Source organism: Sphingomonas sp. NPDC092440 (assembly GCF_044754985.1).
Lineage (GTDB): Bacteria > Pseudomonadota > Alphaproteobacteria > Sphingomonadales > Sphingomonadaceae > Sphingomonas.
Map to the genome: position 1 here is coordinate 165,127 of NZ_JBIVQA010000009.1, position 18,788 is coordinate 183,914.

The 18,788-nt window shown below is 68.4% G+C and carries 14 protein-coding genes; 11 read left to right on the forward strand and 3 right to left on the reverse strand.

Annotated elements, in window-relative coordinates:
- The first annotated feature begins 53 nt into the window (after positions 1–53).
- Genes ACIQCS_RS16500 through ACIQCS_RS16515 form a run of 4 tightly spaced genes read left to right on the forward strand, consistent with a single transcriptional unit; the run spans position 54 to position 5,425 of the window.
- Positions 54–1,592: a tryptophan halogenase family protein gene (locus tag ACIQCS_RS16500; protein ID WP_345847053.1), complete on the forward strand. Its 1,539-nt coding sequence runs from the start codon at positions 54–56 to the stop codon at positions 1,590–1,592.
- Positions 1,589–3,130: a tryptophan halogenase family protein gene (locus ACIQCS_RS16505; protein WP_345847052.1), complete on the forward strand. Its 1,542-nt coding sequence runs from the start codon at positions 1,589–1,591 to the stop codon at positions 3,128–3,130. Before ACIQCS_RS16500 ends, ACIQCS_RS16505 begins: the two co-directional genes overlap by 4 nt.
- The gene (locus ACIQCS_RS16510; protein ID WP_345847050.1) at positions 3,130–4,185 is read left to right on the forward strand and encodes a LacI family DNA-binding transcriptional regulator; all 1,056 of its coding nucleotides are present in this window, start codon (positions 3,130–3,132) and stop codon (positions 4,183–4,185) included. Before ACIQCS_RS16505 ends, ACIQCS_RS16510 begins: the two co-directional genes overlap by 1 nt.
- A 34-nt stretch (positions 4,186–4,219) precedes the next feature.
- A complete protein-coding gene (locus ACIQCS_RS16515; RefSeq protein ID WP_345847049.1) occupies positions 4,220–5,425 on the forward strand; it encodes an MFS transporter in 1,206 nt (401 codons plus the stop codon).
- Positions 5,426–5,579: 154 nt separating this feature from the next.
- On the opposite strand, the gene ACIQCS_RS16520 is transcribed toward ACIQCS_RS16515, so the two are convergent.
- Entirely contained in the window at positions 5,580–5,882 is a 303-nt protein-coding gene (locus tag ACIQCS_RS16520) for a hypothetical protein (protein ID WP_280280858.1), read from the reverse strand.
- 20 nt (positions 5,883–5,902) lie between these two features.
- Entirely contained in the window at positions 5,903–7,396 is a 1,494-nt protein-coding gene (locus ACIQCS_RS16525) for a murein L,D-transpeptidase (protein ID WP_401531355.1), read from the reverse strand.
- Positions 7,397–7,605: 209 nt separating this feature from the next.
- On the opposite strand from ACIQCS_RS16525, the gene ACIQCS_RS16530 reads away from it, so the two are divergent.
- From ACIQCS_RS16530 to ACIQCS_RS16560, 7 genes are all read left to right on the forward strand, one after another.
- Complete coding sequence (locus ACIQCS_RS16530; RefSeq protein WP_345847047.1) at positions 7,606–8,952, forward strand: MFS transporter; 1,347 nt, start codon at positions 7,606–7,608, stop codon at positions 8,950–8,952.
- A gap of 251 nt (positions 8,953–9,203) precedes the next feature.
- Entirely contained in the window at positions 9,204–9,926 is a 723-nt protein-coding gene (locus tag ACIQCS_RS16535) for a GDSL-type esterase/lipase family protein (protein WP_345847046.1), read from the forward strand.
- Positions 9,923–11,872: a glycoside hydrolase family 97 protein gene (locus ACIQCS_RS16540; protein WP_345847045.1), complete on the forward strand. Its 1,950-nt coding sequence runs from the start codon at positions 9,923–9,925 to the stop codon at positions 11,870–11,872. Before ACIQCS_RS16535 ends, ACIQCS_RS16540 begins: the two co-directional genes overlap by 4 nt.
- Positions 11,873–11,950: 78 nt before the next feature.
- Positions 11,951–12,394 (forward strand): cupin domain-containing protein, encoded by a 444-nt coding sequence (locus ACIQCS_RS16545; RefSeq protein WP_345847043.1) that lies wholly within the window; start codon positions 11,951–11,953, stop codon positions 12,392–12,394.
- A 16-nt stretch (positions 12,395–12,410) separates the two neighbouring features.
- Positions 12,411–13,556 (forward strand): Gfo/Idh/MocA family oxidoreductase, encoded by a 1,146-nt coding sequence (locus ACIQCS_RS16550; protein WP_345847042.1) that lies wholly within the window; start codon positions 12,411–12,413, stop codon positions 13,554–13,556.
- Between the two features lie 19 nt (positions 13,557–13,575).
- Positions 13,576–14,919: a Gfo/Idh/MocA family oxidoreductase gene (locus ACIQCS_RS16555; RefSeq protein WP_345847040.1), complete on the forward strand. Its 1,344-nt coding sequence runs from the start codon at positions 13,576–13,578 to the stop codon at positions 14,917–14,919.
- A 151-nt stretch (positions 14,920–15,070) separates the two neighbouring features.
- Positions 15,071–16,093, forward strand: a complete 1,023-nt coding sequence (locus ACIQCS_RS16560; RefSeq protein WP_345847038.1) for an oxidoreductase — start codon at positions 15,071–15,073, stop codon at positions 16,091–16,093.
- Positions 16,094–16,434: 341 nt separating this feature from the next.
- Here the strand turns inward: ACIQCS_RS16560 and ACIQCS_RS16565 are convergent, their stop codons facing one another.
- A complete protein-coding gene (locus tag ACIQCS_RS16565; protein ID WP_345847037.1) occupies positions 16,435–18,654 on the reverse strand; it encodes a glycoside hydrolase family 3 C-terminal domain-containing protein in 2,220 nt (739 codons plus the stop codon).
- Positions 18,655–18,788 lie beyond the last annotated feature (134 nt).

Consider the following 18,788-nt stretch of genomic DNA (forward strand, 5'->3'; position numbering starts at 1 on the left):
GGTCGGCGCGGTTTCGCTTGCGAAGCCGTGGCCGGGACGACCAGAATGACGCAATGAAACATGGGGGCACGGCCAGCGGCGCGATCGAGCGTGTCGTCATCGTCGGCGGGGGTACCGCCGGATGGATGGCGGCGGCTGCGCTGGGCACATATCTGGCGGGGACGGGCACCCGGATCACCTTGATCGAAAGCTCCGAGATCGGGACGATCGGCGTCGGCGAGGCGACGATCCCCACCATCCGCCGTTTCTACGCTTCGCTCGGCATGACCGATGCGGAGGTGATGCGCGCCTGCGAGGCGACCGCCAAGCTCGGCATCCGCTTCGTCGACTGGAAGCCGGGGACCAGCTTCGTCCATCCCTTTGGCCGCTTCGGGCAGGACCTGCGCGGCATCGACTTCCATCATTATTGGCAAAGGGCGCGCAAGGCCGGCCAGGCCGCGCCGCTGGAGGAATATTCGCTGGGCGCGATGCTCGCGCGCGAAGGCCATGCCAGCGTGCCGCTGCCCAATCCGCCGAGCCAGCTCTCGGTGTTCGACTGGGCGCTGCATTTCGACGCTTCGCGCTTCGCCGCGCACATGCGCGCCCATGCCGAGCGCGCGGGGGTGGCGCGCATCGATGCGCGGATCGCCGATGTGGCGCTCCACGGCGAGACCGGCTTCATCGAAGCAGTGACGCTCGACAGTGGCGAGCGCGTCGCGGGCGATCTGTTCGTCGACTGCTCGGGCTTTCGCGGCCTGCTGATCGGCGAGGCGCTGGGCACGCCCTATCGCGACTGGTCGCACTGGCTGCTGTGCGACGGCGCCTTTGCCGTGCAGAGCGCGCGGGTGGGGGACCCGCCCAGCTGCACCACCGTCACCGCGCGCACCGCGGGCTGGCAATGGCGCATCCCGCTGCGCAGCCGCGAAGGCAATGGCATCGTCTTTTCGAGCGATTTTCAGAGCGACGACGATGCCCGGGCCGAGCTGCTCGCCAATGTACCCGGCAAGCCGATGATGGAGCCCCGCCGCCTGCGCTTCACGCCGGGCCGGCGCGAGGCCGCCTGGACGAAGAACTGCGTATCGCTCGGCCTGGCCTCGGGCTTTCTCGAGCCGCTGGAATCGACCAGCATCGCGCTGATCGAGACGGGCATCGAGCGGCTGAAGCAGCTCTTCCCCGACAAGGGCTTCGATCCGGCGGTGACCGCCGAATACAACAGCCAGTCGGCCGAGGAGATGGAACGCGTCCGCGACTTCATCCTCCTCCATTATCGCCTGAGCGCGCGCGAGGGCGCCTTCTGGCAGGCGTGCCGCGACATGGCGCTCCCCGACAGCCTGGCCGCCAAGCTGGAGCTTTGGCGCGCGCGGGGCGCATTCCTGCGCTATCGCTGGGAGATGTTCTCGCCCGCATCCTGGCTTGCCATCTATGGCGGGTTCGAGCATCTGCCCGAGCGGATCGATCCCGGCGTCGCCGCGGTCGATACGGACGAACTTGCGCAGGGGCTCGAGCAGATGCGCGCCGCCATCGCCCGCACCGTGGCGGATACGCCCACCCATTTCGAATTTCTCGCGACGGTCGATGGTGCCGCTGCCGAGCCCATGAGGACCCCCGCATGAACAATCCGGACGCGCTCCGTAAGGTCTGCATCGTCGGCGGCGGCACCGCCGGCTGGATCGCCGCCGCGGTGATGGCGCATCACATGAAGGGCCGGCTGTTCGAGATCGAGCTGGTCGAGAGCGACGATATCGGCACGATCGGCGTGGGGGAGAGCACGATCCCGCCCTTCATGGAGCTGATCGCCAAGCTCGACATCGACGAGCAGGATTTCGTCCGCCAGGTCCAGGCCAGCTTCAAGCTCGGCATCGAGTTCAAGGACTGGTTTCGCAAGGGCGAGAGCTATTTCCACCCGTTCGGCGATGTCGGCCAGCGGGTGGAGCTCAGCGACTTCTACCAATGCTGGCGCAAGGCAACGCTCGCGGGGCATGATTTCCCGCTCCAGGATTTCGCGCCGGCCACGGTGATGGCGCATGCCGGCCGCTTCATGCTGCCGTTCAAGGCGCGCAGCACGCCGATCGCCGGCGCTTCCTATGCGCTCCATGTCGATGCCAAGCGCGTCGCCCGGTTCCTGCGCGGCCATGCCGAGGCGCGCGGCGTGAAGCGGACCGAGGGGATCGTCATCGATGCGGCGCTCGACGATCGCGGCTTCGTCTCCACGCTGACGCTGAAGGACGGCCGCACCATCGACGCCGATTTCTTCATCGATTGCTCGGGCTTCCGGGCGCTGCTGATCGAGAAGGCGCTCGGCAGCGGCTATACCGACTGGTCCAATTATCTGTTCTGCGACCGTGCCATCGCCGCGCAGACCGAGAATGTCGGCCCGCCGCGCCCCTATACGCTGGCCGAGGCACAGGACGCCGGCTGGCGCTGGCGCATCCCGCTGCAGCACCGCACCGGCAACGGCCATGTCTATTCCTCGGAGTTCATGGACGACGAGGAAGCGACGCGCATCCTGCTCGACAAGGTGGAGGGCGAAGTGGTCGCCGGGCCGATGGTGGTGCCGTTCAAGACCGGCGTGCGCCAGCGGATCTGGCACAGGAACGTGCTGGCGATCGGCCTGTCCTCGGGCTTTATCGAGCCGCTGGAATCGACTGCGATCCACCTGATCTATCGCGGCATGGACTATTTCTTCCGCTTCCTGCCCGATCGCCACTGCGATCCGGCGCTGGCGGACGAATATAATCGCCGGATGGTGGCGGACTATACCGAGATCCGCGACTTCATCGTGCTCCATTATTGCACCACCGCGCGCGACGACACGCCCTTCTGGCGCAAATGCCGCGACATGGAATGGCCGGACAGCCTGAAGGAGCGAGTGGAACTGTTCCGCATCAACGGCACGCTGCGCGAAGGGCTGGACGAGCTGTTCCGCTCGGTCAGCTGGTTCTCGGTGCTGGAGGGCATGGGCATCCGGCCGCGCACCTATCACCCGCTGGTCGACCGTATCGACGAGGCGATGCTCTATGCGGGACTGGAAAAGGCGCGCGAGCAGCTTGCCGGCTTCGTCCTGCAGCTGCCGAGCCAGCAGCAGTTCATCGATGCGCATTGCCGCGCCGAGAAGGTGGATCTCGGCCGTCCCGCCATGGCCGGGGCCTGATGCAGAAGAAGCGCGCGATCACGATCAAGGACGTGGCGGCGGAGGCGGGAGTCTCGCTGCAGACGGTGAGCCGCGTCATCAACAAGGGGCCCAACGTCACCGCGCCGGTCCAGGATCGCGTCCGGGCGGCGATCGACAAGCTGGGCTATGTTCCCAGCCTCGCCGCGCGCCGGCTCGGCGGCTCGCGCTCCTATCTGATCCTCGCCTTCAACGACGAGCGGCCGACGCTCGAGGGCTGGCAGTCGCGGCGTGGCAACGACTGGGTCGACCAGATGCTGTACGGGGGCATGCTCAAATGCGCCGAGCATGGCTATCGCATGCTGTTCGAGCTGGTGGATTCGCATTCGGACGCGCTGGAGGCGCAGGTCCAGGCCGCGCTCTCGGCACTCCATCCGGACGGCGTGATCCTGACGCCGCCGCACAGCGAGGATGACCGGATCACCGATCTGCTCCACCAGGGCGGGCTGACCTTCGCGCGGCTGGGATCGCACCGCGAGGGCGAGGGCTTCGCGGTGTACATGGACGACGAAGCGGCGGCGCGCCGCGCGACCGAGCATCTGCTCGACCTTGGCCATACCCGCATCGCCTATGTCCAGGGCCATCCCGAATATGCGATGAGCCCGGATCGCCTGCGCGGCTTCACCAGCGCGATCGAGGCGCGCGGGCTGAAGGTGGATCCCGCCTATCTCCAGCCGGGCGACTTCACCTATGAGGCCGGCATCGCGGCGCTCAACTCGCTCGCCGGGCTCGAAACGCCGCCCAGCGCAGTGCTCGCGAGCAGCGACGAGATGGCGCTGGGCGTGCTCCATGCCGCCGGGCCGCTCGGCCTGTCGGTTCCCGGCGATCTCTCGGTGGTCAGCTTCGACGACACGCCGACGGTGCGGATGAGCGTGCCCGCGCTCACCGCGATCCGCCAGCCGATCGCGGCGATGACCGCCAAGGCCGCCGAGCTGCTGATCGAGAGCAAAACCCGCGGCGACACGCCCGGCAATGGCCGCTTCCTACTTCCCTTCGATTTCGTCGTCCGTGCCTCGACCGCGCCCCCGCGGCGTTGACTTGCCTTCGGCCGGCGACGATGCTCCGCCGTCCATGCGACGCTTCGTCTCGCCCGGCCGCGGTTTCGTCCTGCTCTATGCGCTGGCCTATGCGGGCATGTTCGTCAGCTTCATGCCGTTCGTCATGGTGCTGCTGCCGTTGAAGGCGGCGCAGGCGGGGGGCGGCCATGCGGTACAGCTCCTCAGCGCCGGGGCACTGGGCGGCGCGGCGGTGGCGAGCCTGGCCAACATCCTGTTCGGCGCGCTGAGCGATCGCACGCGGCGGCTGCGCGGCACCCGGCGGCCCTGGGTGACGGTGGGGCTGGGCGTGCTCAGCGCGTCCTATGGCCTGTTGCTGGTCGCGGCCGATCCGGTGAGCCTGCTGCTCGCCGTCACCTGCATCCAGATCGGGATCAACATGATGTTCGCGCCGATCGCCGCGGTGATGGCGGACGAGATACCCGATGCGCAGAAGGGCATGGTGGCCGGGCTCACCGGCGTCTCGCATCCGATCGGCGCGATGGCGGCGGTGCTGATCACGCTGCCCGGGCTGGGGGGCGATGCGATGCGCTATGCGCTGCTCTGCCTGTTGTTCGTCGCGTTGACCGCGCCGTTCCTGCTGCTCGCCCGCGAAGGTGCCGCGCTGCCGCCGCCGCCGCCCGCGCCGCAGCGCGAGCTCCGCCGCTTCGATTTCATTCTCGCCTGGGCCTCGCGCATCCTGTTCCAGGTCGCCGGCAATGGCCTGTCCACCTATGGCTTCTATTATTTCCTGTCGGTGCTGGACCGGGAGGACATCAGCAAGACCAGCGTGGAAGCCAATCCGATCGTCGCGACCATGACCGGCTCCACCATCGTCGCGGTGCTGCTGACGGTGCTGGCGGGGCGCTTCTCGGATCGGATGATGCGGCGCAAGCCCTTTCTTGCCGCGGGGGCGCTGGCAATGGCGGCCGGGCTCGGCGTCATGGCGTTCGCGAGGGGGTGGGGCGTGGCGGCGGCGGGGCATGCGCTGGCGCTGTCGGGGCTCAGCGTGTTCCTGGCGATCCATTCGGCGATCGCGATGCAGCTGCTGCCCAATCCCGCGCATCGCGGCCGCGACCTGGGCATCCTCAACCTCACCAACACCCTGCCGGCGATGGTCGCGCCGCTGCTGGCGCTGGCGCTGGCGCCGGAGAAGACCGGCTATACGCTGTGGCTGCTGATCCTGGCGCTCGGCACGCTGGCCGGCGGCGCGGTGTCGCTCTGCATCCGGACCCAGGATTAGGTTAGGACCTGGAAGAGCTTCAAATTCCTATCGTCACCCCGGCCTTGCGCCGGGGTCCCGCTGCCTCGTTGACTGGAGAAGAAGCGGGATCCCGGCGCAAGGCCGGGACGACGATGGAAAAAAGACTGTCCTCAATCTGAGGACGGGTCAATTCTCAGTGCGCCGGCTCGCCCGCGCTCGAATTGCGGTCGACCTTGGCGGTCATGCCGGTCGCGTCGGCATCGTCCTGGGTCTGCGCGTCGGGCGACAGATCGGCGACCGGCGGCGGATTGGTGGCGACATTGGTCGTCGCCGGCGTCTCGACCGGCTGGTCGATCGTGACGTTGCTGAAGGTCTCGGGCTCGCCGATGTTCGCGACGACGGTCTCGTTCGCGCTGGTGTCCTCCGGCTTGCTGCCCGAACAGGCGGCGAGCGCCAGGCCGGCAACGGCGATCAATGCGAGGGTACGGGTCTTCATTTCGATCATTTCCCCTTTTCTCAACGTGCGGAAACGGCCGCAGCCGTAATCGCGGAGCGTTTCTCGATCTTTGCCGCGAGATCCTTGTCCCAGCCATAGGGATCGCCGCGGAAGTTCATCGTGCCGTTCGCATTGGCGAAGGCGGTCCAGTAGAGCAGATAGACCGACACCTGGTCCTGCTCCTGCAGAGTCACGCGCAGCGTGTCGCCCTTGGCGAGCGCGGCGCTGATCTGGTCGGGCTGCCAGTTCGGATCGTTGCGCAGCAGCAGCTGCGCCAGCGGACCCGGCTTCTCCAGGCGCACACAGCCATGGCTGGCGAGCCGGCTGAAGCTGGCGAAGGTCGATTGCGACGGCGTGTCGTGCAGATACACCGCATAATTGTTCGGGAAGTCGAACTTGTAGCGGCCGAGCGCGCTCTTGGGCCCCGGCTGCTGCTGCAGGCGGCGGTTCGCGCCGGTGCCGATGATCTTGTAGCCCTGTGCCTTCAGCGCGGCCTCGCCCTTCGGCCACAGCTCCTTGGCGGCAATGCCGGTGGGCACGTTCCAGGGCGGGTTGAGCACGATCGAGTGGATCTTCGACTGGAGCATCGGCGTCTCGTTGCCGGGGCGGCCGGTGACGGCCTTCATCGACGCGATCGGGGCATCGCCCTCGAACACGGTGAGCACGGCCGCGGCGATGTTCACCTGGATGCGCTTGGCGGGCAGCTCGCTCGGCAGCCAGCGCCAGCGCTCCATGTTCGCCATGATCTGGCCGACCCGGTCCTGCGCCGGCACGTTGAGCGCGGCGAGCGTGCCCGAGGAGACCAGGCCGGTGGGATTGAGCCCGTAGCGGCGCTGGGCGCGGACCACCGCTTCCTTCAGCTCGGCATCGAACTTGTCGCCGGTGGCGATCGCCTGGGGATCCTCCACCGCCAGCCGCTTGCGCAGCGCCGCCACGCGCGGGCCGCTCGCTCCCACCGTCAGGTCCGGCCCTGCGGCGAGCTTCTGCCAGCCGCCGGCCGCCACGATCTTGCGATAGGTGGCAAGGCCCTTCTGCAGCGTGTCATAGCCGGCCCAGGGCGGCGGCAGGTCGCGCAGCCAGGCGCCGACCCGGTTCTGCTTCACGGCCTCGGCAAAGGCGGGCAGGGGATCATAGGCGGCGGGGCGCAGGCCCCAGTTCGGATCGAAGTCGCTCTCGGCCAGGCGGCCTGAATGGACCGCCCGGGCATAGTCGAGCGCCGCGCGCACCAGCGTCTCGCTGTCCTTGAAGCTGGGCGCCGGATCGCCGACGCGGCGCAGGCCCTGGGCGAAGCCTGCCTCGTTGAGGATCGGCGCGAGCTCGGCCGCCTGGGCCGCCGTCAGCACCGGCAGCACCACCGGCGGGTTGGGGACGAACGGCGGCACGGGCACGGCCTGGAGCGTGGGCGTCGGCGTGGTCTGCGGCGCGGGAGCGACCTGTTGCGCGACGACAGGCGCCGCTATCCCGGCAAGCGCCGCAGTCCATGCGGCCCGGCGGGCCACCCGGCCCGAAAACACTTTGGTCACTCGCAAATCTCCTCCGCGGCCGCCCTGGGGCCGGGCGACCTGAATCGCCACCTGCTATTAAGCCAAACCGGGCGCACGTGGCGAGCGTCGAATTTACACGATGCGACGACGTGCCTTGACATTGGCAACGTTGTCGGACCAGTTTCCCGCAAACGCCCGCCAGGGGAAGAAGCGGGCGACGTCCGCAGGGGAGAGATATCTTGGCATCCGCACGTTCCACGCAGACGACGCTGGCCTTCGCCGCCGTCACCACGCTTTTCTTCGCCTGGGGTTTCATCACCTCGCTGGTCGACCCGCTGGTCGCCGCGGTGAAGGGCATCTTCACGCTCACCGATTTCCAGGCCCAAGCGAGCGCGTTCGCGTTCTTCTTCGCCTATTTCGTCGTCTCGCTTCCCGCTGCCGTGCTGGTCAGCAGGCTGAAGGCGGTGCCTTCGATCCTCGCGGCGCTCGTCACGATGATCGCCGGCTGCCTGATCATGCTCGCCGCCGCGAACATCGCCAATTACTGGCTGGTGCTGCTCGGCCTGTTCGTGCTGGCGAGCGGCATCACCATCCTGCAGGTGGCGGCCAATCCGCTCGCTGCCGCGCTGGGCAATCCCAAGGGCAGCCATTTCCGCCTGGTGCTCAGCCAGACGTTCAACTCGTTCGGCACCTTCCTCGGCCCGCTGCTCGGCGCGCACCTGTTCCTCAAGGGCGTCGAAGTGAAGGAAGGCACGGTCGTCACGCCGGAAATCCGCGCCCAGGCGCTGGCCGGCATCGACTCCGCCTATTTCTGGATCTGCGGCCTGATCGCCGCGCTCGCGGTGTTCTTCTATCTGAGCCGCCGCGTCGTCACCGAGGCGGCGCCTCCGGCAACCGGCCCGCAGCGCGGTTTCTGGGCGCTGTTCACCGATGCGCTCACCTCCAAATGGGCGCTGCTCGGCGCGCTCGCGATCTTCCTCTATGTCGGCGCCGAAGTGGCGATCGGCACGCAGATGGCGCTGTTCCTGAATTCGGACGCGATCTGGGGTCATTCGGACGCGGCGTTCGGCGTGCCGGTGCTCGGCTATCTGATGGGCAGCGACGGCATTCCGGGCGTCTCGCTCCAGGAAGCGGGCAAGGCCGTCGCCTTCTATTGGGGCGGCGCGATGGTCGGCCGTTTCCTCGGCTCGGGCCTGCTGACGGTTGTCCGCGCCGACCGCCTGCTGGCGCTGTTCACCGCCATTGCGGCCGCGATGTGCCTCTATGTCTTCGTGGTCGGCGGCGTCACTGCCGGCTTCGTCGCGCTGAGCATCGGCCTGTTCAACTCGATCATGTTCCCGGTGATCTTCACGCTCACGCTCGAGCGTTCCACCGCGAGCGCGGAGGCGACCTCGGGCCTGCTCTGCACCGCCATTGTGGGCGGCGCGGTGCTGCCCCTGCTCGTCGGGCTGATCTCGGGCGCGCATGGCTATGCCTTCGCGCTGGTCGTGCCGGCGGCCTGCTATGTCGCCCTGTGCGTGTTCGCGATCGCCGCGGGCCGCGCGCCGGTGGTCCGGGCCGAGGGCGAGGCGGCGTCGATGCACTGACAAGACCGTTCGCTTGCCGCCGGACCCAGGGGGAAGCTCCCTCCGGCGGCAAGGAACGAACTGGTGCGCGTAACGCCGTTCGACACGGTCCCGTCATCCGCGCACAATGCCGGGCCGATCCCCTAAACGGCCCTGTCCGCCGGAACTTGCGGGCTTTTGTTCCGAAAACCCGTCCCGTCCCCGGGGCGCTTCCGCACGGGCCGGCCGGGCGCTAGTGTCGGCGGCATCCGTTCGATGCTGGAGACGCCGTGATGTCGATGGTCCGCCGTGGGTTCCTTGCCGGGATGCTGCTCGCGCCCGCTGCGGCCTGTGCCGGGAAATGGCAGGAGAGCGGCGAGGAAAAGCGCCAGCGCCAGTTGAAGGAGGACTGGCCCTGGCTCGGCCATTATGCCGCCGACAACGAGAAGCTGGTCGCCTCGGGCCGCAAGGTCGACATCGTGTTCATGGGCGATTCGATCACCCAGATCTGGGCCGACAGCCGGCCCGGCTTCTTCACCTCCGGCCGCATCGGCCGCGGCATCGGCGGGCAGACCACGCCGCAGATGGTGCTCCGCATGATGGCCGATGTGATCCGGCTGCGCCCGCGCCTCGTCCACATCATGGCCGGCACCAACGACGTTGCCGGGAACACGGGCAAGATGACGGTCCAGCAAAGCTGCGACAATCTCCAGGCGATGACCGAGCTTGCCCAGGCGCACGGCATTGCGGTGCTGCTCGGCGCGGTGCCGCCGGCCGACCATTTCCCCTGGCGCCCTGGCCTGGATCCGGTCGAACCGATCCGGCGGATCAACCTGTTCCTGAGCAGCTATGCCCGCCGCGCCCGCGCCACCTTCATCGACTATACCGGGGTGCTGGCCACCGAGGCGGGGGCGATGAAGCCCGGCATGGCCTTTGACGGCGTCCATCCGACCGGCCAGGGCTTTGCCGCGATGGAGAGCGTGCTCGCCCCGGTGCTGAAGGCGCACAAGGCGTGAAGGCGGGGCTCGCGGCATTGGCGCTGCTCATCGCCGCGCCCGCCGGCGCACAGGTCCTCACCGCCGTGTCTCCTGACGGCAGCAACCGCATCTCGCTCCAGCTGAACGGCGCGGGCACGCCGGTCTATGCGGTGTCGCGCGGCGGCAGCCTGGTGCTCGCGCCGTCGCCGATCCTGCTCGATCTCGATGCCGATACGCTCGGCTATGGCCTGGCGATCACCGGTTCGGAGACCGCCAGCGCGGATGCCCGCTATCCGATCGTCGCCGGCAATGCCGCCGAAGGGCGCGACCATTACAACCAGCTCACCGTGCATTTCCAGGAGAAGGGCGGAGCGAAGCGCCGGATGGACGTGGTGCTGCGCGCCTATGACGATGGCGTCGCCTTTCGCACCGTCGTGCCGGTCCAGCCGCAGACCGCGGCCGCGATCGTCCGCTACGAGCGCACCGGCTTCTATTTTCCGCCGACCTACAAATGCTGGGGCTTCAACGTCGGCAAGTTCGGCTCCAGCCATGAAGGCGAGTTCGATCCCGTCGACGTACCGCGCCTGCGCGACCATAATCTCTTCAGCCTGCCTTTCGCCTGCGAGACCGGCAAGGCGGCCTTCGTCCTGACCGAGGCGGACCTGCTCGACTTCGCCGGCATGTACCTCACCGGCCGGGGCGATGGCGGGCCGGGGCTGCAGGCCAAGCTGTCGCCCTCGCTCGACGATTATCGCATCGCCGTGCACACGCGGATCGGCAGCCCGATCGTCACGCCGTGGCGCGTGGTGATGCTGGCGGACCAGCTGGGCAAGCTCAACGAGTCGACGCTGGTCCTCAATCTCTCGAGCCCGAGCCGGATCGAGGATACGAGCTGGATCAAGCCCGGCCTGACGAGCTGGGACTGGTGGAGCGGCCCGGTGGTCGCGGCGCTGCCCGGCCAGCGCAGCACCACTGCCGTCGCCAAGGCGCTGATCGACTTCGCCGCCGCCAACGGCCTGCCCTATACCATGATCGACGAGGGCTGGTATGCGGGTGCCGGCGGGGGCGGGGTGCGCCGCCCTGGCGTCGACATCACCAAATGGACCGACGCGCTCAACCTTCGCGAAGTGGTCGACTACGCCAAATCGAAGAAGGTCCGCCTCTGGCTCTGGATGCATTGGCAGGCGCTGGATGAGCAGCAGGAAGACGCGCTCGCCGAATATGAGAAGCTCGGCATCGCCGGGATCAAGGTCGATTTCATGGACCGCGACGACCAGTGGATGGTCAACTGGTATGCGCGCACGCTGGCCGCCGCCGCGCGCCATCACATCATGGTCGACTTCCACGGCGCCTATCCGCCGCGCGGGCTGGCGCGCACCTGGCCCAATTTCATGACGCAGGAAGGCGTGATGGGCGCCGAGTACAATAAATGGTCGCGCCGGGTGACGTCGCGCCACAACGTCATGCTCGCCTTCACCCGCGGCCTGATCGGCCCGATGGACTATACTCCCGGCGGCTTCCGCAACGTGACGCCCGAGGCTTTCCGCATCCGCGGCGACCTGCCCTTTGTCCAGACCAGCCGCGCGCACGGCCTGGCGCTGTACGTCGCCTTCCTGTCGCCGGTCGCCGCGGTCTCCGACAGTCCGGACACCTATGCCGCCAGTCCCGCCGGCTTCGACTTCATCAAGGCGGTGCCGGCAAGCTGGGACGAGACGCGCTATCTCGCCGGGGAGACGGGGGAATATATCGTCCTCGCCCGGCGCAAGGGCGCGCGCTGGTTCCTCGGCGCGCTGAACAGCGAGACCGCGCGCAAGGTCACCGTGCCGCTCGATTTCCTCGGCCGGCGGGGCGCGGCGATGCGACTGTGGAGCGATGGCGACAAGCCCGACGCCCCGATCCTTACCGAGCGGCGCGTGGCGGAAGGGGAGGCGCTGACGCTCGATCTCGCCGCGCATGGCGGCGCCGCCGCGATGTTCGAAAAATAGGGTTCAAAACTCGGACAATTGCGGATAACACTCTGCCGTCCGACGCGGCGAGCGATCGCGCGGGCAAGGAGAGTGGTGATGCGAATCACGCAAAGGGACCTGGCCGTAGCGACGGCCGCGCTGCTGCTCGGCTGGGGCGCCAATGCCCTGGCGCAGCGGCAGGCCGTGCTGGGGCCGGCGGTGTGGGACTGGAACCGGCTGGCCGTGCAGAAGACCGATGTCGGCGCGCTCCGCAATCTCGTCCGCCAGCCCACCGCGACGCTGGCCGAGCTCGAGATGCACGTCACCACGCTCAACCCGGGCCTGTCCTCGCATCCGCCGCACCAGCATCCCAACGAGGAGCTGGTGATCATCGACCAGGGGACGGTCGAGGCGCTTTCGGGCGGCAAATGGGAGCGGCTCGGTCCCGGCTCGGTGATCTTCAATGCGTCGAACGCGCAACATGCGTTGCGCAATGTGGGCAGGACCCCGGCCACCTATCATGTCATCAACTGGAAGACCGCCGCCACGCCGGCACAGTGACAGGGAGCTTCGAGAAATGGACCGTCGTTCGATCCTTGGCATCGCGGGCATCGCCGCGATGCTGCCGCCCGAAGTTCTCGCCCAGTCGCAGAGCTCGGGCAATGCCCCGTCCGAGAATGCCGCCCCCATCGGCCCCGAGCCGGGCGTGAAGCACAGGATCGATTTCGGCGTGATCGGCCTCGATCATGCGCACATCTATTCGATGACCGACGCGATGATCCGCGGCGGCGGCGTGCTCAAGGCCTTTCATGCGGCCGATCCCCGGCAGGTCGACCTGTTCCGCAAGCGCTATGGCAATGCCGTGAAGCTGGCGCGGAGCGAGGATGAGATCCTCGGCGACAAGACGATCAGGCTGATCGCCGGCGCGCCGATCCCCGATCTCCGCGCGCCGCTCGGCATCCGGGCGATGCAGGCGGGCAAGGACTATCTCGGCGACAAGCCCGCGATCACCAGCCTCGCCCAGCTCGCCGAGGTTCGCCGCACCATCGCCGAGACCCGGCGCAAGTTCGCGATCATGTATTCCGAGCGGCTCGAGGTGCGCGCCGCCGTCCAGGCCGGCGAGCTGGTCCGGCAGGGCCGGATCGGCAAGGTGATCCAGACCGTCAACCTCGCCCCCCACCGCGTCGGCTCGGGCCGTCCGGACTGGTTCTGGGACAAGGCGCGCTATGGCGGCATCCTCACCGATATCGGCAGCCACCAGGCCGATCAGTTCCTGTTCTACACCGGCTCGAGGACCGCGCATGTCGTCGCCGCGCAGACCGGCAACCTGAACTGGCCGGACAAGCCCGGTTTCGAGGATTTCGGCGACATGATGCTCACCGGCGACGGCGGCACCGGCTATGTCCGGGTCGACTGGTTCACGCCCGACGGGCTGCCCACCTGGGGCGATGGCCGGCTCTTCATCCTCGGCACCGAGGGCTATATCGAGCTGCGCAAATATGTGGACATCGCCGGCCGGCCCGGCGGCAACCACCTGCTGATCTGCGACCGGCAGGGCGTGCGGTACATGGACTGCTCCAAGGTCCATCTCCCCTTCGGCCCGCAGTTCATCGCCGATGTCGTCGAGCGCAGCAGCGTCGCGCAGGACCAGGACCAGGCGCTGCTCGCCGCCGAGCTGGTGCTTACCGCGCAGAAGAACGCCACCCGGCCGGTTTCGGCCTGAACCAGAGAAGGAGAGGGGCATGCGGCTTTCCAGACGCCAGACGCTCGGGGCCATCGCGGCGCCGATGATCGTGCCGGCGAGCGTGTTCGGAGCGAACGCGCCGTCGAACCGAGTGACCATCGGCGCGATCGGCGTCGGCCGGATCAGCCGCGTCCACGACATGAAGGAGATCCACAAGCATGCTGACGCGCAGATCGTCGCGGTGTGCGATGTCGACACCAGGCGGCTCGGCGCCGGCATGCAGCTGGTCGACGATCGCTATGCCACCAGTACCGGCAAACCCTATTCGGGCACGCGCGGCCATGCCGATTATCGCGAGCTGCTGGCCGCGAAGGACATCGACGCGGTGCTGATCTCCACGCCCGACCACCAGCACGCGCCGCTCGCCGTCCATGCGGTGCAGGCGGGCAAGCATGTCTATCTCCAGAAGCCCGCCTCGCTCACCATCGCCGAGGGGCGGCGCATGGCGGACGAAGTGAAGCAGTCCGGAAGGGTTCTCCAGATCGGCTCGCAGCAGCGCGGGCAGGACCCCTGGCCGCAATTCCACCGTGCCTGCGAGCTGGTCCGCAACGGCCGGATCGGCAGGCTGAAGCATGTCGAGATCGGCCTGCCGGGCGATCCGGCCGGGCCCGCAGCGCCGCAGATGCCGATCCCTTCCAACCTCGATTACGATGCCTGGCTGGGGACGACGCCCCAAGTCTATTACACCGAGACGCGCGTCCACCCGCAGAACAGCTTCGAGGATCGGCCCGGCTGGCTCCGCATGGAGCAGTTCGGCGCCGGCATGATCACCGGCTGGGGCGCGCATCATGTCGACATCGCCCATTGGGGGATGGACATGGAGCATAGCGGCCCGGTCGAGATCTGGGGCAGCGCCGAGTTCCCCAAATCCGGCCTGTGGAATGTGCACGGCCCGTTCGAGACGCATGCCCGCTATGCCAATGGCGTGACGATGACGATTTCGGGCGCGCTGCCCAATGGCGTCAAGTTCATCGGCGACAAGGGCTGGGTCTTCGTCCAGCGCACCGGTGCGGTCTCCTCCTCCGATCCTTCCAAGCCCGCCGACGTGCCGCTCACGGCAAGCGATCCCAGGATCCTCGACAGCGTGATCGGCCCGGACGAGGTCCGGCTCTACAAGGCGCCCGAGCAGCACCGGAACTGGCTGGACGCGATCCTGAAGGGCGTGCCGGTCAGCGCTCCGGCGGAGATCGGCCACCGCGCCTGCTCGACCTGCCTGCTCCACCACATCGCGATGAAGACCGGGCGGCGGCTCAGATGGGATCCCGCGGCGGAGCGGTTCATCGGCGATGATGCCGCCAATGCGATGCTCGCCCGCCCGCAACGGGCGAAATACGCGATCTGAAAAGGTCCCCCTCCGTGATCCCGGCCGCGCGCCGGGGTCACGCTTTTCCCCCCTTCCGTCATCCTGGCGAAAGCCGGGATGACGGTAGTGCTGATTGGAAAGTTGCCGGCGCCGACCTAGAGCGGCCCGGCAGCAAAACAAGGAGCGTCGCATGATCCGCACCGGAGTGATCGGCTATGGCCTGGGCGGCATGGCCTTCCATGCGCCGCTGGTGGCCGCCGTGCCCGAGCTCGCGCTCGCCGCCATCGCCACCTCGCGCGCCGACCAGGTGCATGCGCGCCATCCCGGCGTGCCCGTCACCACCCCCGACGCGCTGCTCGCCGATCCGGACATCGATCTGGTCGTCGTCACTACGCCCAACGACACCCATGCCCCGCTTGCGCGCCGGGCGCTGGAGGCAGGCAAGCATGTCGTGATCGACAAGCCCTTTGCCACCAGCCTTGCCGATGGCGAGGCGCTGGTCGCGCTGGCCGGGGCGAGGGGCCTGCTGGTCAGCGCCTTTCACAATCGCCGCTGGGACGGCGATTTCCGCACCGTCCGCAAGCTGCTGGACGGCGGCGCGCTCGGCGAGGTCATGCTCGCCGAGCTGCGCTGGGACCGCTTCCGCCCCGCGCTCGCCCAGGCCTGGAAGGAAGACCCCGAGGCGGGGGCAGGCATCCTCGCCGATCTCGGCCCGCACCTGATCGACCAGGCGCTCCAGCTCTTCGGCCCGCCCGAGGCGATCCTTGCCGATATCGCGGTCCAGCGCGAGGGCGGGCGCACCGACGATTATTTCGAGCTCACTCTGTTCCATGGCGCGCGCCGGGTGACGCTTTCCGCCGGCCGGCTGTTCGTCACGCCGCGCCCGCGCTTCTGGCTGCACGGCACCCGCGCCGATTTCGCCAAGCACGGGCTCGACCCACAGGAGGCGCGCGTAAAGGACGGCGCGCGCTACACCGATCCGGGCGTGGGCGACGAGGAGCCGCAATTCCACGGCCGCCTCACGCGTGCCGATGGCAGCAGCGAGACCGTCCCGACCGAGCCCGGCGACTATCGCGGCTACTATGCCGGCGTCGCCAGGGCGATTGCCGAAGGCGCGCCGGCCCCGGTCAGCGGCGAGGACGCGGTGCTGGGGCTGCGCATCATGGAAATGGCGCGGGAGAGCGCGCGGTTGGGCAAGCGGCTGTCGCTCTGATTGGCCGCCACCAGCCGCCAGATCGTCCTCCCGCGCATCGCCGTCCTCCCGGCGAAAGCCGGGATCTCATGCGAAGGCGCGGGAAAGGAGCCGCACGGGATCCCGGCCTTGCGCCGGGATCCCGCTGCTTCCTGCGCTGGCGAGATAGCGGGACCCCGGCGCAAGGCCGGGTGACGAAGCAAGAATATGAGTCCTCGACCTAGGTTGAGAACCCAAACAAGTATCTGATTTTCCACCGTCATCCCGGCCTTGAGCCGGGATCCCGCTTCTTCTTCCGTCAGCAAGGCAGCGGGACCCCGGCGCAAGGCCGGGGTGACGAAGCAAGAATATGAGCCCTCGACCTAAGGCCGCCACCCCACCGCGATCGTCCGGGGCGCCAGCGTCACCGGCACCGTCGCGACGATATCCTTGGCCGAGCTGCCCAGCATCACCTGCACCGTCCCGCCGGCGATCTTCCAGCCATTGCCCGCCGCGTCCCAGGTCGCCAGCAGGCGGGGATCGACCTTGAGCGAGACCTGCTTCGCCTCGCTCGGCGCCAGCTCTACCTTGTCGAACGCGCCCAGCCGCTTCGGGGCCTCCCAGCCCGTGCCGGCGACATAGAGCTGGGGCACCGCCTTGCCCTTCACCTTGCCGGTGTTGCGTACCGTGAAGCTGGCCGAAACCGTTCCGTCCTCGACGCGCGCACGCAGCCCGGAATAGGCGAACTCGGTATAGCTGAGCCCGTGGCCGAAGGCGAAGGCCGGCGTCAGCCCCTTGGCGTCATACCATTTATAGCCGACCGTCGCGCCCTCGCCATAGGTCGTGTCGCCCTTGTTGGGCGCGGCGGGCTTGGCCAGCTGGTCGAGGCTCGCGGGGAAGCTGACCGGCAGACGGCCCGAGGGGTTCGCCTTGCCGAACAGCAGGTTGGCGATCGCGCTGCCGCCCTGCGTGCCCGGATACCAGGCGGCGAGGATGGCGGCGGCCTGGTCGCGCCACGGCGTCAGCACCGGCCCGCCGGTCTCGAGCACCACCACCGTGCGCGGATTGGCCCGGGCCACCGCCGCGATCAGCTTGTCCTGGCCGCCCTCGAGCGTGAGCGACACGTCGAACGCCTCGCCCGCCCATTGCGTGGCGAAGACGATCGCGACATCGGCATCCCTGGCGAGCTTTGCGGCGCTGCCGGCATTGCCGCCATCGGCGAACAGGATCTCGGCATTGGGCGCCTGCGCCTTGATCGCCGCGAGCGGGGCGTCGGGATAGTACATCATCGGCCCCGGCCAGGTCGTCGGCTTCGATCCGGGCGCGGCGTTGCCGCCCACCGGATAGACCAGCGACGAGCCGCTGCCCGCCAGCACGCCCTTGTCGGCATGCCCGCCGATCACGACGATCTTCTTCACCGCGGGCGAGAGCGGCAGGATCGCGTCCCGGTTCTTGAGCAGCACCGCGCCGCCCTCGGCATCCCGGCGAGTCACTCCGGCATGCTCGGCGAGCATCGCCGGAGCCAGGTCCATCGGCGCGTCGGCGATCGGCTTCTCGAACAGCCCGTTGGCGAACATCGCGTGCAGGATCGCCCCCGCCATCGCGTCGAGCCGCGCCGCCGAGACCTCGCCCTTCGCCACCGCGGCCTTCAGCGGCGCGCCGAAATAGGGTTCCTTGTCGAACGGGAAGCCCGAATCCTGGTCGAGCCCGGCATTGGCGGCCGGCGCGGTGGAGTGAGTCGCCCCCCAGTCCGACATCACATAGCCCTTATAGCCCCAGTCGCGGCGCAGCACGTCGGTGAGCAGCCAGGGATGCTCGCAGGCATGGATGCCGTTCACGCGGTTGTACGCGCACATCACCGAGCCCGGATCGCCCTTCTCGATCGCGATCTGGAACGCGAGCAGGTCGCTGGTCCGCGCCGCGCCCTGGTCGATGATCGAATTGCCGGTATCGCGGTCGGTCTCCTGATCGTTCACCGCATAATGTTTCACGGTCGAGACGATGTGGTTCGACTGGATGCCGGCGATCTGCGCGCCCACCATCGTGCCGGCGAGCAGCGGGTCCTCGCCGCCATATTCGAAGTTCCGCCCGTTGCGCGGCTCGCGCATCAGGTTGACGCCGCCGGCGAGCATCACGTTGAAGCCCGATGCGCGCGCCTCCGCGCCGATCATCGCGCCGCCGGCATGGGCCAGATCGACGTCCCAGCTCGCGGCGGTGGCGAGGCCCGAGGGCAGGGCGGTCCGCCCGCGCTTGCGCGCCGCGCCGCCCTGGGTGGCCACGCCGATGCCCGCATCGGTCTGCCACTGGGGCGGGATGCCCAGCCGGGGGATGCCCGGCACATAGCCCGCCGAGCCCTGCCGCGCTTCGGCAGGTGCCTTATAGCCGCTCTTCGACGCGAAATCGGTGCCGAAATAGCCAAAGACCAGGGTCAGCTTCTCGTCCTCGGTCATCTGGGGGAGCACGGCCTTCACCCGCGCATCGGCGGAGAGGGCGGCATCCATCCAGGGCCGGGCCTGGTCCTGCGCGGCGGCGGGCGCCGCGGCGGCCAGGGCTATGCCCAGTGCGACCAGCGAACCCGCGAATGCGTGACGGCGCAGCTTCATGATTCCCTCTCCCGCGATTTTTGTCAGCGTTGTCGGGAAGCATATACAGGTCAAGTGCTGGTAACGCTATCACCTGGATGACGGCATCGGACTGGGGCCATGAAGCAGTCAGCGGGCACCCTCATCAATCAACA